This window comes from Paenibacillus sp. sgz302164 (assembly GCF_056120505.1).
In genome coordinates this window covers 327,318-345,876 of the sequence record NZ_JBVYOL010000005.1, presented here as the reverse complement: position 1 = coordinate 345,876, position 18,559 = coordinate 327,318, and the positions used below count along the sequence as shown (strand labels likewise).

Annotated in this window: 14 protein-coding genes; 13 read left to right on the top strand and 1 reads right to left on the bottom strand. The window is 48.3% G+C overall.

Going from position 1 to position 18,559, the window contains the following annotated elements; genetic code table 11:
• Positions 1–21: 21 nt before the first annotated feature.
• A complete protein-coding gene (locus AC0LWT_RS11005; protein ID WP_474681286.1) occupies positions 22–606 on the bottom strand; it encodes a TetR/AcrR family transcriptional regulator in 585 nt (194 codons plus the stop codon).
• 183 nt (positions 607–789) lie between these two features.
• Between AC0LWT_RS11005 and AC0LWT_RS11000 the strand changes: the two genes are divergently transcribed.
• From AC0LWT_RS11000 to AC0LWT_RS10940, 13 genes are all read left to right on the top strand, one after another.
• Positions 790–1,302, top strand: a complete 513-nt coding sequence (locus tag AC0LWT_RS11000) for a hypothetical protein (protein ID WP_474681285.1) — start codon at positions 790–792, stop codon at positions 1,300–1,302.
• Between the two features lie 89 nt (positions 1,303–1,391).
• Entirely contained in the window at positions 1,392–2,390 is a 999-nt protein-coding gene (locus AC0LWT_RS10995) for a hypothetical protein (protein ID WP_474681284.1), read from the top strand.
• 101 nt (positions 2,391–2,491) lie between these two features.
• Positions 2,492–3,001: a DUF402 domain-containing protein gene (locus AC0LWT_RS10990; protein ID WP_474681283.1), complete on the top strand. Its 510-nt coding sequence runs from the start codon at positions 2,492–2,494 to the stop codon at positions 2,999–3,001.
• Between the two features lie 206 nt (positions 3,002–3,207).
• The gene (locus tag AC0LWT_RS10985) at positions 3,208–4,488 is read left to right on the top strand and encodes a prolyl oligopeptidase family serine peptidase (protein ID WP_474681338.1); all 1,281 of its coding nucleotides are present in this window, start codon (positions 3,208–3,210) and stop codon (positions 4,486–4,488) included.
• 172 nt (positions 4,489–4,660) lie between these two features.
• A complete protein-coding gene (locus AC0LWT_RS10980) occupies positions 4,661–5,821 on the top strand; it encodes a sulfite reductase subunit alpha (RefSeq protein ID WP_474681282.1) in 1,161 nt (386 codons plus the stop codon).
• Between the two features lie 257 nt (positions 5,822–6,078).
• Positions 6,079–7,599, top strand: coding sequence for a family 43 glycosylhydrolase (locus AC0LWT_RS10975; protein WP_474681281.1), 1,521 nt, complete (start codon positions 6,079–6,081; stop codon positions 7,597–7,599).
• 267 nt (positions 7,600–7,866) lie between these two features.
• Entirely contained in the window at positions 7,867–9,480 is a 1,614-nt protein-coding gene (locus tag AC0LWT_RS10970; RefSeq protein ID WP_474681280.1) for a response regulator, read from the top strand.
• Positions 9,481–9,483: 3 nt separating this feature from the next.
• Positions 9,484–11,268 (top strand): cache domain-containing sensor histidine kinase, encoded by a 1,785-nt coding sequence (locus AC0LWT_RS10965; RefSeq protein WP_474681279.1) that lies wholly within the window; start codon positions 9,484–9,486, stop codon positions 11,266–11,268.
• A gap of 103 nt (positions 11,269–11,371) precedes the next feature.
• Complete coding sequence (locus tag AC0LWT_RS10960; RefSeq protein ID WP_474681278.1) at positions 11,372–12,289, top strand: ABC transporter permease; 918 nt, start codon at positions 11,372–11,374, stop codon at positions 12,287–12,289.
• Positions 12,290–12,383: 94 nt separating this feature from the next.
• Positions 12,384–13,322 carry a carbohydrate ABC transporter permease gene (locus AC0LWT_RS10955; protein WP_474681277.1) on the top strand — a complete coding sequence of 313 codons (939 nt, stop codon included), beginning with the start codon at positions 12,384–12,386 and terminating at the stop codon, positions 13,320–13,322.
• A 73-nt stretch (positions 13,323–13,395) separates the two neighbouring features.
• A complete protein-coding gene (locus AC0LWT_RS10950; RefSeq protein ID WP_474681276.1) occupies positions 13,396–15,006 on the top strand; it encodes an ABC transporter substrate-binding protein in 1,611 nt (536 codons plus the stop codon).
• Positions 15,007–15,104: 98 nt separating this feature from the next.
• Entirely contained in the window at positions 15,105–17,465 is a 2,361-nt protein-coding gene (locus AC0LWT_RS10945) for a beta-galactosidase (protein WP_474681275.1), read from the top strand.
• A 5-nt stretch (positions 17,466–17,470) separates the two neighbouring features.
• Positions 17,471–18,427, top strand: coding sequence for an aldose epimerase family protein (locus tag AC0LWT_RS10940; RefSeq protein WP_474681274.1), 957 nt, complete (start codon positions 17,471–17,473; stop codon positions 18,425–18,427).
• Positions 18,428–18,559: the final 132 nt, after the last annotated feature.

The following is an 18,559-nucleotide window of genomic DNA, read 5'->3' as shown; positions in this document are numbered from 1 at the left end:
AACCGTGATCCTGTGATGACATTAATCTATAACTTTTAATGTCGTACGCACTAACTCTTGCAGCACTTCCGCGCTGGCACCGCTCTTAGCCGTGAAGGTCAGTGACAGGCGAGAATAATTCAGAAAACGGGCCAAGCCGGGTAATTCCTCTTCGGCATGCCGAAATTCACCATTATTGCGTCCGCGTACGAGCACTTCGTGAAAAGCGTCCTCCATTTGCTTGGTGCTGGCCTTTATAAATGCTGCAATTTCATGATTTTGTGGTGACTGCTCGATTGCGCTATTGATAATAAAGCATTCATTGCGGCGTTCCCCGTCTGTTAGTACCCGAACGGCTTCTCCGAAAAGTTGTTCCAAGCCCTGCCGCACACTGGTGCATTCATTCAACAGTTTGATGCCAGCCTCTGTTTTCTGTTGAACATAAAATTTCAGCGCTGAGACGAATAAATCATGTTTGGTTCCATAGGTATCATATAAACTTTGCCGCGCTATGTTTAGCTCGTTTAACAGTAAGGTTAATGAGGTGCCTTCATAACCGTAGGACCCGAATACAGCTGTTGCTTTTCGGAGAACACTTTCGGGATCAAACTCCTTGGCTCTTCCCAATTTCAGACCTAGCCTCCTTTCGTATGATATACATCATACACATTCTAGACTGATCAGTCAATAAAACGATGCGTTGATTTTTGACGAAATCTCATCTATGTCACGCTCACAACTTAGCAGGATATGGAAATGGCATTGGCGAATATAGAGTGGTGAAATCATTCAACTAACCCGGAGGTTAGCATGAAGGCTTGTCCAACTTGTAACAGTGACAAAATAAAACAAACAGATTCTATTTTAACCAGAATATTATTATCTATTTACATATTTTTAACCTTCCTTTTTTTTATCGGAGGGATTAATTATGAAGCATTATTTGCTTTGATTCCTTTAGTTTTTCCCTATGTGAGCACCTGCCTCAATTGTAACAATACTTTTCTTAGAATATTACCTGAATGGAATAAGACAAGTAGTGTAGATAAGTATCTATTAGCAATCTTACCTTCAATACTTATGATTACATTACTAATCGCGTTTTTTCCTCATACTGGTCTTGGTAGAATTATTTACTTACCGTTTGTATTTCTTTTAAACAGCACAGTAATAGTTATTAGTTTTATAAAAACAAGATATTTGAATCGCTCTGCTTTTGTTTCAGGGGCAATACTGTTAACATTGCTTATTACAATAATATTTTATCCTCAAGAGAGCAGTCCACATGTTTTAAAGCAAATTTGGGATGCTATCTTTGGCTAGTTCCTGCTAGGGCTAATGAGGAAAATGCGCGGCAGGATTTGCTGGAACAATTTGACGATGATCTATTGGAAAAGTGATGGTGAAATTGAATGAACGAATTTCAAACAAGACTACACAAAACAACAGATCGTTCGGCTGCTAGTCAATCTAATGTTGATTCTCTTCATAGTTTAATTTCAAATACCCACCTCTTACATAAGACAATCGGCAATCAAGCTGTACAGCGAATGGTTAAAAATGTTTTCTCTGGTGCTGGTAGTGAAGTTTATGTTCAACGCTTGATGACGAATGTAGAGTTTGATGATGTTACAGATCCTTTGAATCCTATTATTAGCAAAGTAAGTATTGAAAGAGGGGAAGGAACAACAGGAGGTGCTCATAGTACGGCATTTGTCGTTTTCGAAGATGCTGCGATTCACGCTGTACACGGGAAAAGTTTTCAGACAGCGATTATTGCACTTCTTAATCTTTGTGATGCGATTAGAGAGCTTCCAAATTATAAGAAGGCAGATGCAACAGAACAAGGACAAATAGACGCGGCAATTACTAACATAAGTAACAACAACGATTATTCAAATCCTGGTACTGTTTCCGATCTTCGTAAAGGATCGGTTGTTCAAAATCTAATTAAGGAGTATATATTGCTTAGAAATAGCTTGCCAAATACACTGATTCCCAAGATTAGTGGCACGAAAGCGAAAGGTTCTTCAAAAAACGAAAAAACCGGTGCAAACGATATGAGTTCAGCAAATGATTCATTTGGGCTGGGAGAAAAAAACGCTGGTGGAAAATTCACAAAACAATTTCAATCAGGTTTATGGCAGACTTTCGATGAGAGGATCTTGCCTAAATATGATGCTAAGACGATAAAAGGTGAATATCTAAATAAAGTAGCTCAACAATTAGCCAATCATCTTATGTCTTGTATTCAAGCCTATCCCGAAATACCTGTTGATGTTCGTGAAAAATCATCGCAGTTCCTGGCTACTAAGGCTATTTTGCATTTAAGTAGGGTTTATAGTATGTTCTCTTTGAGCACCTATGCGGAGAAAGCATTATTTGATAAGATTCAAGCTTACTTTAAGTGATGCTTTTTGTGGGTGTACGAATATCATGATAGGGTCAAGAAAGCTATAGCATGGGCTAAGAAAGGTGAAAATTCATATGATAATCATGATTAGGTTAAAGCATGAATAATCAACAGATCACTATCCAAGCAATGAAATACGGAAATCGTCTGCATTATAAATGGAATACTCGACTTCTAGAGAAGACAAGCACGTATATGGTTGTACTTGGCGAGCAGGGAAGGCAATTGCAGCATTTTACTAAGCAAAAAATTTTTACTATGGAAAACTGGACTATAGAGTTCTTTTCGTCGGAATTGTGGTTTACGGTTAGTGCTGACGTTGTAGATGGGGAAATTAATCAGTATTACTGCAATATCAATCAGCCTGCCCAAATCAACGGAAATGTTGTGTCTTTTGTGGATTTAGACCTTGATCTAGTCCAGAGAAACGGAGAGTGGAAGGTTGTTGACGAAGATGAATTTGAAAGTAATTCAATAAAATTTTCATACCCGGATGAATTGATTCAGAGGGCAAAACAAGAATTGGCTCATTTAAAGGAACGCATCAAAAATAGGGACTTTCCATTCGACGGTACCATTGAACGCTTTATTGAACGAATACCCAAATAAACGAAGTTCCGCCGCTGCGATGTATAATCGGTATTGATGTCGGAATTTTAATATCAATAAGTCGGGATATTACAAGGATTTTATTATAATATAAAATGTAAGCGCTTCAAAGGATATACCATCATAAAATCGGGAGGTGTAGAAACATGTTAAATGAATGGAGCAAAAATTACAAAGCTGCAATAACAAGTATTTTAGCAATTTGTATGGCGTTTTCATTTGGCATGAATGCGATGGCTAAGCAACAGACACAATCAAACTCTTATCGGACTGTTACGGAAATCGAAGATTGGGGCCCGGCAATTACGAAGTTGGTTATTGATGTAGGCAAACCGATACCCAAGGGTTCGGTAACACCGGATACTTTCAAAGTGCATGTAGTTAGAAGCGACAGTAGATTGAAAAATCCTTTTTTAGAGGAAGGCGACCGGGTAGTCACTAAAGCATACGCTGCTGATAAAAAGGGAAATCCTGCTGTCAAAATGGGGAACTATGTCGTTCTGGAAATGCAGATTGGTCCGAGTATAACTTTAGGTTCAGGTATTAACTATGATTTGGCCGGAACAAGATTTAATGCATGGATTACGAACGACTATACGATTACTCAACAGAAAGACATTCATACACCATCGGGAAAAATTTCAGGGTTAGTTGTGAATACGTTTGCAGGTGGAACCAGGAAACTTGTAGATGAGTTTACAACCGGTAAAGCAACCAACGATAATATCACTTTGACGTATGCAAGCTATGTGCCGGCAAAAGACAACAAAAAAAATCCGTTAATCATTTGGTTGCATGGCGCCGGAGAAGGAGGAACGGATCCAACCATTGCTATTGCCGGAAACAAGGCGGTCAATTTCGCCTCAAAAGAGATGCAATCCTATTTTAATGGAGCTTATGTGCTAGCGCCTCAGACACCGACTTTTTGGATGGATGGTTTAACGGGGTTTGGGGACGGCACCTCAAAATATGAGAAATCGCTGATGGCTTTGATTCAAAATTATGTTGCCGAACATAAAGATATTGATACTGATCGCATATATATCGGCGGCGACTCCAACGGCGGGTATATGACCATGCTGATGATTCGCGATTATCCCAACTACTTTGCAGCTGCGTTCCCAACCTGTGAAGCATTGAAAGATACACTTATAAGTGATGCGGATATTCAGACAATGAAAAACCTTCCAATCTGGTTCACGGCTGCAAAAACAGATCCGATCGTGCCTCCGGCTAACTTCGTCAATCCAACGTATGACCGGTTAATCCAAGCGGGAGCCCAAAATGTTCAAATCTCCTTGTTTGAAAATGTACATGATACTACGGGCTTGTACAAGAAAGCGGATGGCACGCCATACGAATACAATGGTCATTGGTCTTGGATTTATGTGTATAACAACGAATGCATAGCTGCAATAAACGGGAAAAAGACAACGATTATGGAATGGCTGGTTGCTCAATCATTAAAAAATAGCGAAAGACTTTGACCCTTCTGCGATTTATGCAGATGGTATTATAGGAAAGCATCAAAAGGAGCTGTCTCGGCGCAGCTCCTTTTGTTTTGTTTTACATGGGGAGCCACAATTGTCATACAAAAAACATGTATTATTTTTACTTCTTGTGTTATTCTAGATTAATATAATTTTTGAGGTGAAGACTATGCAATCAACAGATGTCTCAAAGGGCCCTGCAACATTTTCAAGGACAAATCCGTTTCAAGCGAAAGTTCTCAAAAATGTAAATTTAAATGGAGCCGGTTCGAGTAAAGAAACTCGACATATCGAGTTGTCGTTAAAAGGATCTGACCTTTCCTATATCCCAGGCTATGCTCTTGGTATTATCCCTCAAAACGATCCGGAATTAGTGGCTTCCCTTCTTGAGGAAATGAAGTGGGATGAAGAAACGCCAGTTATAATTAATAAGGAAGGCGATACACTTCCGCTGAAGGAAGCGTTAACCGCTCATTTTGAAATTACGCTGTTGTCGAAAAAGATTTTGCAGCAGGCTGTGGAATTCACAGAAAACGAAGAGCTGCGAAAGCTTTTGTTAGCTGAAAATGCCGACCAACTGAAAGAATATACCAATGGGCGTGATTTGCTCGATATGTTGCGCGATTTCGGTCCATGGAAAGCTTCGGCCGGGGAAATGGTCGCTCTTTTAAGAAAAATGACACCGCGGCTCTATTCGATTGCAAGCAGCATTGCCGCTCATCCTGAGGAAGTGCATCTAACGATCGGCGCTGTCCGCTATATGGCTCACGGACGCGAACGAAAAGGGGTTTGTTCTGTATTAGTTGCAGAACGCATTCAAGAAGGCGATACGCTTCCGGTATTCGTTCAGCCCAATAAACACTTTCATCTGCCGGAGTCTTCGGATAAAGATATTATTATGGTTGGTCCTGGGACAGGCATTGCGCCATTCCGTTCCTTTATCGAGGAACGTGCGGTGAATAAAGGAACAGGCAGATCGTGGCTATTTTTTGGAGACCAGCGTTCAGCGACGGATTACCTTTATCAGGACGAGTTGGAAGAATATCAAAAAGACGGGGTATTGACAAGAATAGAGGCTGCGTTCTCCCGCGATGCCGCGCAAAAAGTATATGTACAACATAAAATGCTTGAGAACAGCAAAGAATTATTTGAATGGCTGGAAAAAGGAGCATACTTCTACGTTTGCGGAGATAAGCAAAACATGGCGAAAGATGTCCACAACGCGCTTATTGATGTAATTGAAAAAGAAGGTATGATGAACCGTGAAGCAGCCGAAGCGTATTTAAATGATATGCAAGAGCAAAAACGTTACCAACGTGACGTGTATTAAAATCTAAAGCTGTTAGCGGCGCTGCCGCATAATTTCAAAAAGAGTGACTTTATACCGCAATTAGCGGTCATTTGAAGTCACTCTTTTTTTGTATCCAAATAACTTTACAAAGGAAATCGAAGGATTGTCATATGTCATTAAAAATGAAAGCGTTTTATATTTGGAATTGAAATAAAAATAATCAAGAAAGGAGCGAAGGCGGCAGTTTTGATTTTATGAATAAAGCATCCAATAATTCAAGTGAAGGGAAGGTTATCATGAAAAGAAGCATGAAATGGGTCTCCGTTATTCAAAGCTATCTTCTTATCATGCTCGCTTCAGTTTTGATCGGAGCGGCAACTGTCAGTGCATCCAGCCAAACCTTAAATAACGATGAATTCTGGAAGGACACCTCGAACAATCCGATATACTCCCAGGGAGGCAACGTCCTTAAAGTTGGCAGTACGTATTATTGGTATGGGGTGAAATACAACGGCGCGGTCACTTATTACAATAATCCGACGAAGAAGAACAGCGATACGAAGTTCAGCGCGGTGACTTGTTATTCCTCCACGGATTTGGTTCATTGGACCTTCTGTGGAAATGTCATCACGGGCGCGACGGACGGCTCGACTTGGGATGCCAGCTGGTTAGGCAGACTTGGCGTCGTGTACAACACGAATACGCAAAAATACGTCCTCATTACGCAATATGTAGGTCCGGCCGGAAGCGGAATCGCCTTTGCTACAAGCGACACGCCTACGGGTACATTTACTTTCGATCATGTTCAGACTTCTATCGGCAATGTCGTCAATAATATGTCGGGGGATCAGTCGACGTTTGTCGATGACGATGGCAAGGCTTATCTGATTTTCAGCAACACCAACGGGAGAAGCCACCTTTATGTCTCCGAGCTGCGGGCTTCCGATTATTTGAACGTCGAGCCGGCAACGAATGTGTTCAACAGCTCTTCCGGCGGCCGCGAAGGAAATGCTATGTTCAAATATAACGGAGTCTATTATTTGTGCTCTTCAGACCTGCATGGCTGGAACGCTTCCCATACCTATTACATTACAGCCACGAATATAAAGGGGCCGTATTCGAGTGAATCCGTCATGAACGGCACCGATGCCGATTTCTCCCATGTTTCGCAAACCTCCATGTTCATCAAGGTTCAAGGGACATCCGGCACGACTGTGCTGTTCGGCGGAGACCGCTGGAGCGATTTCGCGGGCAACGGAATCGGATACAACGAGTGGCTGCCGCTTTCCTTCAACGGTACGACGCCAACCCTCAACTCGTTGAGTCAGGTTAACCTGGATGCGGCGGCCGGTACATGGAGTGTTGGAAGCGGTAACAACTACGTCATGAATCCAAGTTACGAGGCGGATCGCGTCTCGCAGAATGCATTGGCCGGTTGGCTGATCTGGAGTAATGTGTCGACGGACCCGAATTCCAATGTTTCCGGCGGACATACCGGAAACTGGGCCGCGACACAGTCGGCATCGAGTGCCTACAGCGCAAGCCGCTATCAAAATCTTTCCAATCTGCCCAATGGCACGTATACCTTGAAAGTATGGGTTAGAAGCAGCGGCGGTCAGTCAACAGCCCAGATTTTTGTGAAAAATTACGGGGGCGCCGAAATTGATTATCCGATCAATTCTGCAATCAGTTCCTGGACGCAGGTGACCATACCTAACGTTGCGGTTACAAACGGATCGGCGCAAATCGGCGTTTTCTCGGTAGCGGGCGCCAACAACTGGGTGAGGGTGGATGATTGGTCCTTCGTCAAGAATTGATTGATTGAGGCTTGAGAGATTCGAAACACAGACTATTGAAGAACGACAAAGTCCCAAAAGACGCCTCCAAAACCACTATACAAGTGGGATTGGGAGCGTCTTTTTGCATGCATATTCATGCCAGAGCAGGGGCACTCGGAGAGGGTGCTGAAGAATAAAAAGAAAATCCAAAGTTTATCCTCTTTGATCATCCGGTGTCATCAACTATTATTATATTGATACCCTGTTAGTCCTTTGCCGGAATGAAGCATAAAGGAGATAACCATCATGAAATTGTTGATTGTAGACGATGAGAACCGTACGCGGGACCTGCTGCAGCATTATATACATTGGGAGGAGATCGGAATTTCCGAAGTGGAGACCGCCAAAAACGGTCAAGTCGCGATCGATGTGGCCAAGGTGCTGCGGCCGGATGTTATTCTGTGCGACGTGCGCATGCCCAAAATGAACGGCATTGATTTCGCCGCAGCTTATCGGCAAGAAGATCCGGCCTGCAAAATTATTTTCCTAAGCGGTTTTTCCGACAAGGAATATCTCAAATCGGCGATTCATTTGAAAGCGTTGTCATATTTGGAGAAGCCGATCAATCTGGAAGAGGTGCGCCGAACTGTGGAGGAGGCGGTGCAGCTGCGCCGCGAGGAGATCAAGAAGGCCGAGACATACGGATTGCTGCAGGCGGATTTGGACCGCAGCCTGCCGATTTTGCGGCAAGAGATGGTCAGAAGGCTGGTTTCCAGTCCCTCGGCCGGGCATACGCTGCAGGCTTTGCAAAATCGGGAAACCTTTCTCCTTCCCCTCAGCGGCCCCTACACGGTGGCTGTTGCCACGCTATTCTGGAGCCCAACGGATCATCCCGAGAACCCGGTTATGGTGCAAGAGCGCATACTGGTCACGATTGGCCGGCATCCGTCGTTTCGGTCGCATCAGGTATTGACCGGCTTTGACGCCTCTCATGCCCTTGTCCTCATATTGCCCGGATGTTATGGAAGTTCCTATCAGGCAGGGCGGGAGTGGATCGAAGACATGCAGGCTGAGCTCAAAAGGATGGCAGGTCCGATGATCGAACTGCGGCTGGGGGTAGGGGGAGCAGCCGCGGAGCTTATGGACATCCCGCATGCGTACCGCCAGGCTGTTCATGCTGTCAGTTTTCAATTTTATACGAACGGCCAGGCCCCCGTGTTTGCCGACAAGCTGAGTCCGAGCGTTCCGCTTCATACGGATTGGGACGAAATACGCCGTCTGCGCAGCGAACTTCGCAAAGGCGACATCGATCTGGTGAAGGAGACGATCCGCCGCTGGACAGCCCGCGTCAAAGATGTGCAGGATCTTGATATCCCTCGGGTCAAGGATACCTATTTCCAAATGCTGCTCGCGATCATGGAGACCGCGGCCCAGCTTGGCGTAACCGAGCGTTCCGATAATGCCGAGCGGCGGTATATCTGGAAAGAAATTGACCGGCTCCCCAGCCTGGATTTGCTGGCAGCTTATCTGCTGTCCTCCGTCGAGTCTTTTGACATGAGCGCGGATGACGGCGCTGCGGGCACGGGAAAGCTGAGGGAGATTATCCGTTTTACACTTGCCCACTTTCATGAGAAAGGCTTTGGCATTCATGCGATTTCACAGCATGTCAAGCTTAGCGAGACGTATCTATGCTCTTATTTTAAGAAGCAGCGCGGTCAGACCATTAAGGAATTCATAACCGAAACACGCCTGGATAAGGCGAAGGAGCTGCTTCGCGGTCAAGACATGAAGCTCCTGGAGGTGGCTTCCCGGTTAGGCTTTGCAGACGCGAACTATTTCACGACCTTCTTCAAACGATATGCGGGCGTGACGCCAAGCGAATACAGGGAGAAGCTGTCGAAAATGACAGGGAAAGTGTGACTCATGAAGAGACGGCTATCTTTCAGAAACCTGGGCATTCGTTACAAGCTGTTCTCCTCCTATGTGCTGGTCATCATGGTTCCTTTTTTGATACTCCTGTTTATCAATATCCAAACAAACCGGCAGGAAAGCAAGGATAATGCGCTGTATTTGGCGCGCAAGATGCTGGATGAAACCAATTCCTACCTTCAATACAAAAGCCAGGCCATTACGGAAGTGCTCAACTTTGTCGCTTTCAACAACCTGGTGCAGGAAAATGTGATCGCGGATTCCACGCCTTATCTCGACGTGAATTTGTGGCATATGAATGCGCTCCAATTGTCCCGGTTGGTGAATCAGTTTCGATACAATGAGGATATCGAAACGATTCAGCTCTATATGAAACAAGGACTGGCCGGAGCGACGGAAAATCCTGACTTTCTCAGTATCAGGAAGTTGGAGAATGAGCCATGGTTCCAACATTTTGCAAACGAGAATGCCGTGATTACCTGGCTGCCTTCTTCCGTGTTGGATGGCGACGCCGATCCCCAGGAGCTAAGCGTGATCCGCAAAATCCCTAATTCGCATAACCTTCAGCAATTCGACGGTTTGGTTCGTGCGCGCGTCACGAAAAGCGGCATTCAGAATGTTTTGGATCATGCTGTGCTAACCCAAAATACCTTCTCTCTGTTGTTTAACAAGCGCGGGGAAGTGCTCAGCGCCTCCAAGCATTTTCCCCTTACGTCCGAACAATCGGATGCGATCATTAATAAGTATAAGAGCTCCCCGAACGCGAACGATTGGAACGACCGCTATTCGATTGGCGGTCAGCGCTATTTGCTCGGTGTGCAGGAAATTCCCCGCACGGATATGGTGGTGGCGATGATTGTTCCCTATTCGGATATTTTGGCCTCCAGCAATAAGGCCCGGAATCGGACGATATGGATTTTTCTTCTCATTGTGCCTTTAATGCTGCCGTTGTCCTATCTGGTTACCAACCGGGCGACCAAGCGCATTCTCCGGCTGATCGCACATATCCGCATGGTGAAGAACGGAAGATTCCCTTCGGCGCATCTGCCGGTCAGTGAGGATGAAATCGGCGAGTTGACCCGCAATTTCAATGAAATGGCCAATAATATATCCAATCTTATGGACGAAACGTTTTTGCTCGGGAGGGAAGTCAAGAACAAGGAGCTGCAGGCGCTGCAAGCTCAGATCAATCCGCATTTTCTATATAATACGCTGGATTTGATTAATGTCATGGCGATTGAATCGGGCGCCTCCGATATTTCGCGGGTTGTGGACGAGCTCGCGGTCTTTTACAAACTGAGTCTTTCCAGCGGAAAGGAATACGTCACACTGGGGAATGAGCTCAAGCATATGGAGGCGTACGTCCGCATTCAAAATATGCGCTTTGGCGGCGGTATTCGCCTGCAGATGGAAGTATCCAGAAATTTGTATGATTACCGGGTTCCGAAAATACTGCTGCAACCGCTTGCGGAAAATGCCATTCTCCACGGCATTATGGAGAAGGAGCCTGAGGAGGGAGCCATATGCATCTCCTCCTGGCTGGAGGACGGCGATCTTCTCATTGAAGTCGCGGATGACGGCGTCGGGATGGATGCCGAGCAGATGAACCATATCTTTAAAGAGAGAAGCAGCGGGAGCAAAGGAGGCGGCTATGGCGTCCGCAATATCCAGGAGCGGCTGCGGATCGCATACGGTGCGGTGTACGGTTTGAAATTTCAAAGCGAACCCGGCAAAGGGACCCGAGTCCTGATTCGGCTGCCCGCTCAGATCGAAGCTTAGAAATTCAAAGGTTTTCATAGGTTTAACCGCTACTTGCGAAGCTGCCGTCCCTTTACAATAAAGACATAGATAAAAGTTGTTTTGAGAAAAGGGATGGAGGGTGATGGACTTGGGCGTAATCCGCGAGCTTCGGGTGAGATGGCCGTTATATTTGATGTTTCTCCCGATCGCCATTTATTTTATCGTCTTTGCCTATGTGCCGATGGCCGGCATTGTGATGGCTTTCAAGGAGTTTAACTACAAAGACGGGATTTTTCTGAGTCCCTGGAACGGACTGGAGAACTTTCATTACTTTTTTTCTTCAGGCAAAGCGTGGCTCGTGACGAAAAATACGATTGTTTACAATGCCGTGTTTCTTGGCGTCTATACCGTATTCTCGATTTTGTCCGCTGTGCTTATTTCCGAAATTTACACGAATTGGTTTAAAAGAATAGCGCAAACTTTTATGTTTCTCCCCTACTTCATTTCCTGGGTCACGGTTTCCGCGTTCGTCTACAACTTTCTGAATTACGAATACGGCATTGTCAACCGGATACTTGGTTTTTTCCACATGGAGCCGATCGACATTTACTCCACGAGCTCGTACTGGTATTTGCTCCTGCCGATCCTGTATGTCTGGAAATGGGTTGGATTCGGCAGTGTGCTGTACCTGGCGGCGATCGTCGGTATCGATCAGGAGATTTATGAAGCGGCGACGATCGATGGCGCAACGCGGTTCCAGAAAATTTTCAAAATCACGCTGCCTCTTCTCAAGCCGACTATGATTATTCTGCTTCTGCTCGGACTTGGGCGGATTATGCGCGGTGAGTTCGATATGTTCTTCCAGTTGATCGGCAACAACGGGTCGCTGATGGACGCAACCGATATTATTGACACGCTGGTGTTCCGCTCGCTGGTAGGATCTCTGGACTTCGGCATGGCATCTTCCGTGGGCTTCTATCAATCGGTGCTGACCTTGATCATCATCCTGACCGCCAATTATCTGGTCAAGCGTTATGAGCCTGAGCAAGCCCTGTTCTAGGAGTCTGTCCGATGAAGTCCGTGGAAGGTATGCACAAAAGCAGCTCCGTCGGACAGACTCCTAGGCCTATCCTGCAGAAAGCGAGTGAACGTACATGGAAGCCAATGTTAAGTCCTATGAAGCGGCGGTTCCTGCCGCGAACCGGCCTGCTATGAAAAAAGGCGGGCCGCAGCAGGACCGGTTGTTTCAATCGATTTCCTACACGCTGGTCAGTCTGATTGCTCTATTTTGCTTGATTCCTTTTATCGTCATGCTGGCGGGCTCCTTTTCCTCCGAGGCTTCGGTGCTGAAGGACGGATACTGGTTCTGGCCCCGCTCTTTCTCCGTTGAAGCATACAGGCTCATCTTCCGTTATCCGGAAGACGTGCTGAACGCATTCAAGGTGACGCTGCTCACGACAGTCATCGGCACAGCGATTTCCCTTTTAATATCGACGATGGCAGCTTATGTGCTGTACCGCAAAGAAGTGAAGTACCGCAACGGTTTGGCGTTCTTTCTGTTCTTCACGACGCTGTTCAACGGGGGACTGGCCCCTTATTATTTGTGGATCAGCAGCGATCTTCATTTGAAAAACACTTATCTCGTGCTGCTGCTCGTTCCGATGTTTAACGTGATGTATGTGCTGATTCTCAGAAGTTTCATCAGCAGCAGTATACCCGAGCCGCTTGTCGAGTCGGCGCGCATTGACGGGGCGGGGGACTTCCGGATTTTTTTCCAAATGGTGCTTCCGCTTAGTAAACCGGCTTTGGCTTCCATCGGTTTGTTCACGGCACTCGCCTACTGGAACGATTGGTGGACAGCGATGATGTTTACAGACAAACCGCAGTATGTCACCCTGCAGTATTTGCTCTACAAAATGCTGTCTTCGATCAATCTCTCGTCTGCGATGGCCCAGCACGTAACGACCAACGATCCGAAGGAAACATTCAAGCTGGCCCTTACCGTCATTACGACGGTGCCGATTGCGATTGTCTTCCCGTTTGTCCAAAAATATTTTGTCAAAGGTGTCACGATCGGCGCTGTCAAAGGCTAAACGGCACGGCATTATGGCAAATCTCCCGTTAGGGGATTTATATAAATTTTATCAAAAAAGGGAGGTCTTTATTTTGAAAAGTCTCAAAAAGTTTACACTGCTCTCTGTGCCGTTGGTGCTGACGTCTGCGATGTTCTTGTCGGCCTGTTCCTCGAGCAACAATGCTTCGAGCAGTCCGGCAAAGTCGGAGGCTCCCGGTCAAACCGCCGCCGCCGGTGCGTCGACGAGCAAGATCGATCATTCCAAAGAAGTGAAGATCGTCGGCTACTTGCTCGGCGAAGCGCCCAAGGGGATGCCGGAGGTGCTCAGCGCGATCAACGCCAAGCTTAAGAAGGATATCAACGCTACGCTGGAAATCAATTATATCGGTTGGGGAGACGTAGCGTCCAAATATCCGCTGATGCTTGCTTCCGGCGCCGATGTGGATTTTGTTTTTGCCGCCGATTGGAACTTCTATGTGTCTGAAGCGACCAAAAACGCATTCCTGAAGCTGGATGAGAACATGTTGAAAACCTATATGCCGAAGCATATGGCCAAACTGCCGCCGGAAGCGATTACGGCCGCCAAGGTGAACGGCAATGTGTTCATGGTGCCGACCTCGACGCCGGACCGCAAGGTCAATGTGGCGCTGTTCCGCAAAGACATTATGGACAAAGCCGGCATAAAGGAATTTAAAAAGTTCTCGGACATTGAACCGTATTTGGCGGAAGTGAAAAAAGATTACCCGGACATGATTCCTCTGAATCTCGAGTCGCAATACGATTTGCCGACACCGTATCAAACCTTGCTGCAAGAGAAGGTCGGTTGGGCCGGGGCGCCTTTCGATTCCGGCGATCCGATGGCCCAAGGGATCACCTCCGATTTTGACGATTCGACCGGCAAGATCGTCGGCATGACGGAAGAGCCGTTCCTGAGCGCTCAGAAATATGCGGCGACTGTCATGAAGGACTGGTATGACAAAGGCTACATTAACAAGAACCCTTACGCCAACAAGGTGCGTTCCAAGGATAATTTTGTAGCGGGAAAAACGGGCGTTGCCTTCGGCAACTCCATCGATGTCGCTGCCGTCATGACGAGCGCGAAGGAGAAGGGCATCGACGTCTACGTCAAGCCAATGCTGTATCCGTCGGGCAAAGTTTCGCAAACGAGCTGGATCAACAACGGGATTGCGGTTGCGGCCAACTCGAAAAATCCGGAACGCACGCTGGAAGCGCTTGATTTATTGATGGAAGACCCTGCCTATGTATATCTGGCTTATTTCGGCGTTGAAGGCAAGAACTATATGATTACAAGCGACGGCAAAATCGGCCTGCCTGCCGGCGTGACCAGCGAATCCAATACGTATCCTCCGGATGCAGCTGGCTTCTGGTTCGTGAACAAAGATTTGTTCAAGCCGATGGCGACCTGGACGGACAGCTATATTGCACTGAACGGCAAAATCAAAGATTATTTGAAGCCTGTGCCATACCTGGGATTCACCTTTAACTCGGAAAGCATCAAAACCGAAGTCGCCAATTTGAAAAACGTGTCCACTCAATATGCCCAGCCGATTTATTTCGGAGCCGTGAAAAATGTGGACGAGGCGTTTGACACGCTCGACAAAAAGCTGAAAGCAGCAGGCATTGACAAGGTAAAAGCCGAGGTCGAGAAACAGGCCGCCGCGTTCTTGGCCAACAAGAAGTAGCCGGCGCTGCAATTGGATAAAGACTCTCTCTCAGTTCGGGAGAGTCTATTCTTTTGCCTTTTTTTCAGGATAGCGACAAGCGAGGAGGGAAATTTTAAATGGCAGCGTACCGTATTGACGCCAGTCAGGATTTTAAAGCGATTGATGTGGATAAAAACTACATGCAGGGAAGCAGCCCGACCGGCGAGCACATTCGCTTTAACAACTACTTTATGGAAAAAAACGGCCATCCTTTTTTTGGCATCTGCGGCGAATTTCATTACAGCCGGTATGACGAGCATGCTTGGGAAGACGAGATTGTCAAAACAAAAATGGGCGGCGTGAACATCGTCTGCACCTATATTTTTTGGAATGTACACGAGGAAATTCAAGGTGTATTCGAATGGGGCGGACGCCGAAATCTGCGGCGGTTCGTCGAGCTTTGCGGCAAGCATGGCCTGTACGTCATCATCCGCATCGGGCCTTTCGATCATGGGGAAATCCGCAACGGCGGCTTGCCGGATTGGCTGTTCGGCCGGCCCTTCGATGTGCGCTCCAATGACGAAGGTTATTTATTCTTCGCCAAGCGGCTTTATGAGCAAATCAGCTCGCAGGTGCAGGGATTGCTGTTCAAGCAGGGCGGGCCGATTATCGGCACGCAGATTGAGAACGAGCACGGCCACTCTGCCGCGCAATGGGCTCTGACGACGGGCATCAGCAATGAGTGGCTGACGCGCGGGGAGGACGGCGAAGCTCATATGCTGAAGCTGAAAGAAATGGCGATTGAAGCCGGCATCGACACGCCGTTGTACACTTGTACGGCTTGGGGAGGCGCCAACGCCCCGGCCGCCGAGATGCTGCCGCTTTGGGGCGGGTATTCCCACTGGCCCTGGATTTATTACGAGCATGACCGTTTCGGCGATATGCGCGAGCATCCGGCGACGCCGGAATATATATTCCGGGACAAACATAACAATCACATTCCGGTCAGCTACAATTTCGAGCCGGGATACACGCCCGAGGATTATCCGTATGCCTGCTGCGAGATGGGCGGCGGGATGACGCCGTTTTATAAATACCGTTTCGATTTTCCTTATGTCAGTGTATCGGCGATGACCGGCATCAAGGTGGCGGAAGGCTGCAATTTGATCGGGTACTATATGTACCATGGCGGCTCGAACCCGACCGGGAAGCGCGATGTGTTTCTCAACGATCTGGCAACGCCGAAAATTTCCTACGACTTTAACGCCTGCATCGGGGAATTCGGCCAAGTGCGCGAATCGTATCACCGTACGCGGCTGCAGCATTATTTTTTCCGGACTTTCGAGAAATGGCTGTGCCGGACCAAGACGATACTGCCCGGCGATACGTCGAAGATGGAACCGGCCGATACGGATACGCTGCGCTGCGCGGTTCGGGCGTCTGAGGGCTCGGGGCTCCTGTTCCTGAACAACTATCAGGACCATGTACAGACACACGCTCTGAGCGTGGCGGACGGCGTGACCGTTGTCACCAAGGATAGGGAGATTCGTTTTCCCGCTGAAGGAGCTCTGACGTTGGACCCGGATAGCTATGCGATGCTGCCCTATCGGTTTGACCTGGAAGGCATCATGCTGGAACATGCCATGGCGCAACTGATCACCCGGCTGGAAGTTGACGGGGCTTCCTATTATTTCTTCGCTTCGCCGAAGGGGATGCTGCCGGAATATGCCTTTAAAACTTCCTCGCTGGCAGGTTTTGAAGCCGGATCGGCGGAGATTTTCGAGCGTAATGGGGTGACGGTTGTACGCCCCGCTGCGGGGAATGCCGCGCCTATCTTGCTAACGTCCGCTGCCGGACGCAGTGTGCGCCTGATTACGCTCACCGACGAGGAGAGCCTCGGCTTCTGGCAGGCAGCAATCTGGGGAAGCGAACGCGTTATTCTTACGGATTGCAATCTGCTCGTCAGCGGCGATCAGGTGAAGCTGGAAGCGACCGGAGCGGAAGAAATTGCGCTTCGCGTATTTCCCGATTTTGACGGGCTCGGCCTTATCAACGGAGGCGAACTGCTGGAGCGAAAGCAGGAAGGGCTCTTTACGGCGTACCGGTTCCGGGTGCCTCGCCGGGAAATCGGTTTTGAGCTCAAACGGGTGAAGGATGACAAGGCCGTGCTTTCGTTTTCGCCGAATGCCTTCGTCGGAATCAAGGAGGCGCTGCTGCGGATCGATTACACGGGAGATATCGGCTACGCCTTTATCGACGGCGATTTGATTAACGATAACTTTAGCAATGGAAAAACGTGGGAAATCGGACTGAAGCAATTCAGCGAGAGGCTGCTTCAGAAAGGAATGTACCTCTATATCTCGCCGATCCGTAAGGGCAGCACCGTCGCTAGCCATACGACGATGGCTGGCTGGAGCGAGAACGCGGAGGAGTCGATCGCGGAATTGAAAGGCATCGCCGCCGTGCCTGTATACGAACTTACGCTGCAGAAAGGTTGACCCTCATGAAGGATAAAAGCCAAAATGTCCGGGTATGGACGTCCGCCTACCGAGGCTGGCTGTCGCTTGTGCTGGAAACGAAAGTAATCCGCGTTGAACTGATTCCCGGGCTGGGGGCAAAAATCGTCTCGCTGCGCTATAAACCGGCGGACAGGGAATGGCTGGTGGACGCCGGCAGCCGCGAGCTGCTCCGGCCGGCCTACGGCTCTCCCTTTGGCGAAGCGGATATGAGCGGGTGGGACGAATGCTTCCCGACGATCAATCCCTGCTTCGCGGATGCGGAGGGGCGCTGTCCGCTGCCCGACCATGGCGAAGTGTGGGCGCTGCCCTGGGATTACTCGTACACCGGAGAACAGGTCTCCTGCTCGGTGGAAGGCTTGGCGAAGCCTTATCGGCTTACGCGAAAGCTATCTTTTGCCGCCGCCGATACACTGCGGATGGACTACAGCGTTGCGAATCAGGGCAGCGATCCGCTGCCGTTTCTCTGGGTGCCGCATCCGCAGTTCGCCGTTTCGGAGCCGACGAATCTCGTATTGCCTCCTTCCGTCCAAGAGGTGCTTTGCGTCTTCGGAGGCTTGAACCAAACCGCCGGCCGGTCCTATCCGTGGGCGGAGCAATCGCTGGTAACGGAACGGCAGACGGGGAACGGCCGCAAGTATTATGTGCCCGGCATTCATGAGCAGGGCTGGTGCGGTCTGACCGGTGCAATAAGCGGGAACTGGCTCCGCATGGAATGCGATCCGGCCCGCGTTCCCTATCTCGGCATCTGGATCGACGAGGGAATGGGCAACGACCGCAATGCGATTGCATTGGAGCCGTCGATCGGCTTCTACGACAGTCTTGACCGGGCGAGAGACAATGGCACGGCGCAGGTCGTTCAGCCCGGCGAAGCTTGGGACTGGTCGATATCGGTCCGGCTCGGAACCGGCGGGATCGGCGAAGGGTTCGTCGCGGAAGCTTGATCGGGACCGCCGGACTCACCGGGAGCAAGTCCCTTGCGGACCTCCCAGGAGTCTGTCCGATGAACTCCGTCGGACAGACTCCCATGCGCCGATTCACTGCCATCGGTAATTGCAAACGGTCTATTGGCGAAT

Coding starts and splice junctions, on each gene's coding strand:
- AC0LWT_RS11000 (WP_474681285.1), top strand. CDS start 790: ATGAAGGCTTGTCCAACTTGTAACAGTGACAAAATAAAACAAACAGAT.
- AC0LWT_RS10995 (WP_474681284.1), top strand. CDS start 1,392: ATGAACGAATTTCAAACAAGACTACACAAAACAACAGATCGTTCGGCT.
- AC0LWT_RS10990 (WP_474681283.1), top strand. CDS start 2,492: ATGAATAATCAACAGATCACTATCCAAGCAATGAAATACGGAAATCGT.
- AC0LWT_RS10985 (WP_474681338.1), top strand. CDS start 3,208: ATGGCGTTTTCATTTGGCATGAATGCGATGGCTAAGCAACAGACACAA.
- AC0LWT_RS10980 (WP_474681282.1), top strand. CDS start 4,661: ATGCAATCAACAGATGTCTCAAAGGGCCCTGCAACATTTTCAAGGACA.
- AC0LWT_RS10975 (WP_474681281.1), top strand. CDS start 6,079: ATGAAAAGAAGCATGAAATGGGTCTCCGTTATTCAAAGCTATCTTCTT.
- AC0LWT_RS10970 (WP_474681280.1), top strand. CDS start 7,867: ATGAAATTGTTGATTGTAGACGATGAGAACCGTACGCGGGACCTGCTG.
- AC0LWT_RS10965 (WP_474681279.1), top strand. CDS start 9,484: ATGAAGAGACGGCTATCTTTCAGAAACCTGGGCATTCGTTACAAGCTG.
- AC0LWT_RS10960 (WP_474681278.1), top strand. CDS start 11,372: ATGGACTTGGGCGTAATCCGCGAGCTTCGGGTGAGATGGCCGTTATAT.
- AC0LWT_RS10955 (WP_474681277.1), top strand. CDS start 12,384: ATGGAAGCCAATGTTAAGTCCTATGAAGCGGCGGTTCCTGCCGCGAAC.
- AC0LWT_RS10945 (WP_474681275.1), top strand. CDS start 15,105: ATGGCAGCGTACCGTATTGACGCCAGTCAGGATTTTAAAGCGATTGAT.
- AC0LWT_RS10940 (WP_474681274.1), top strand. CDS start 17,471: ATGAAGGATAAAAGCCAAAATGTCCGGGTATGGACGTCCGCCTACCGA.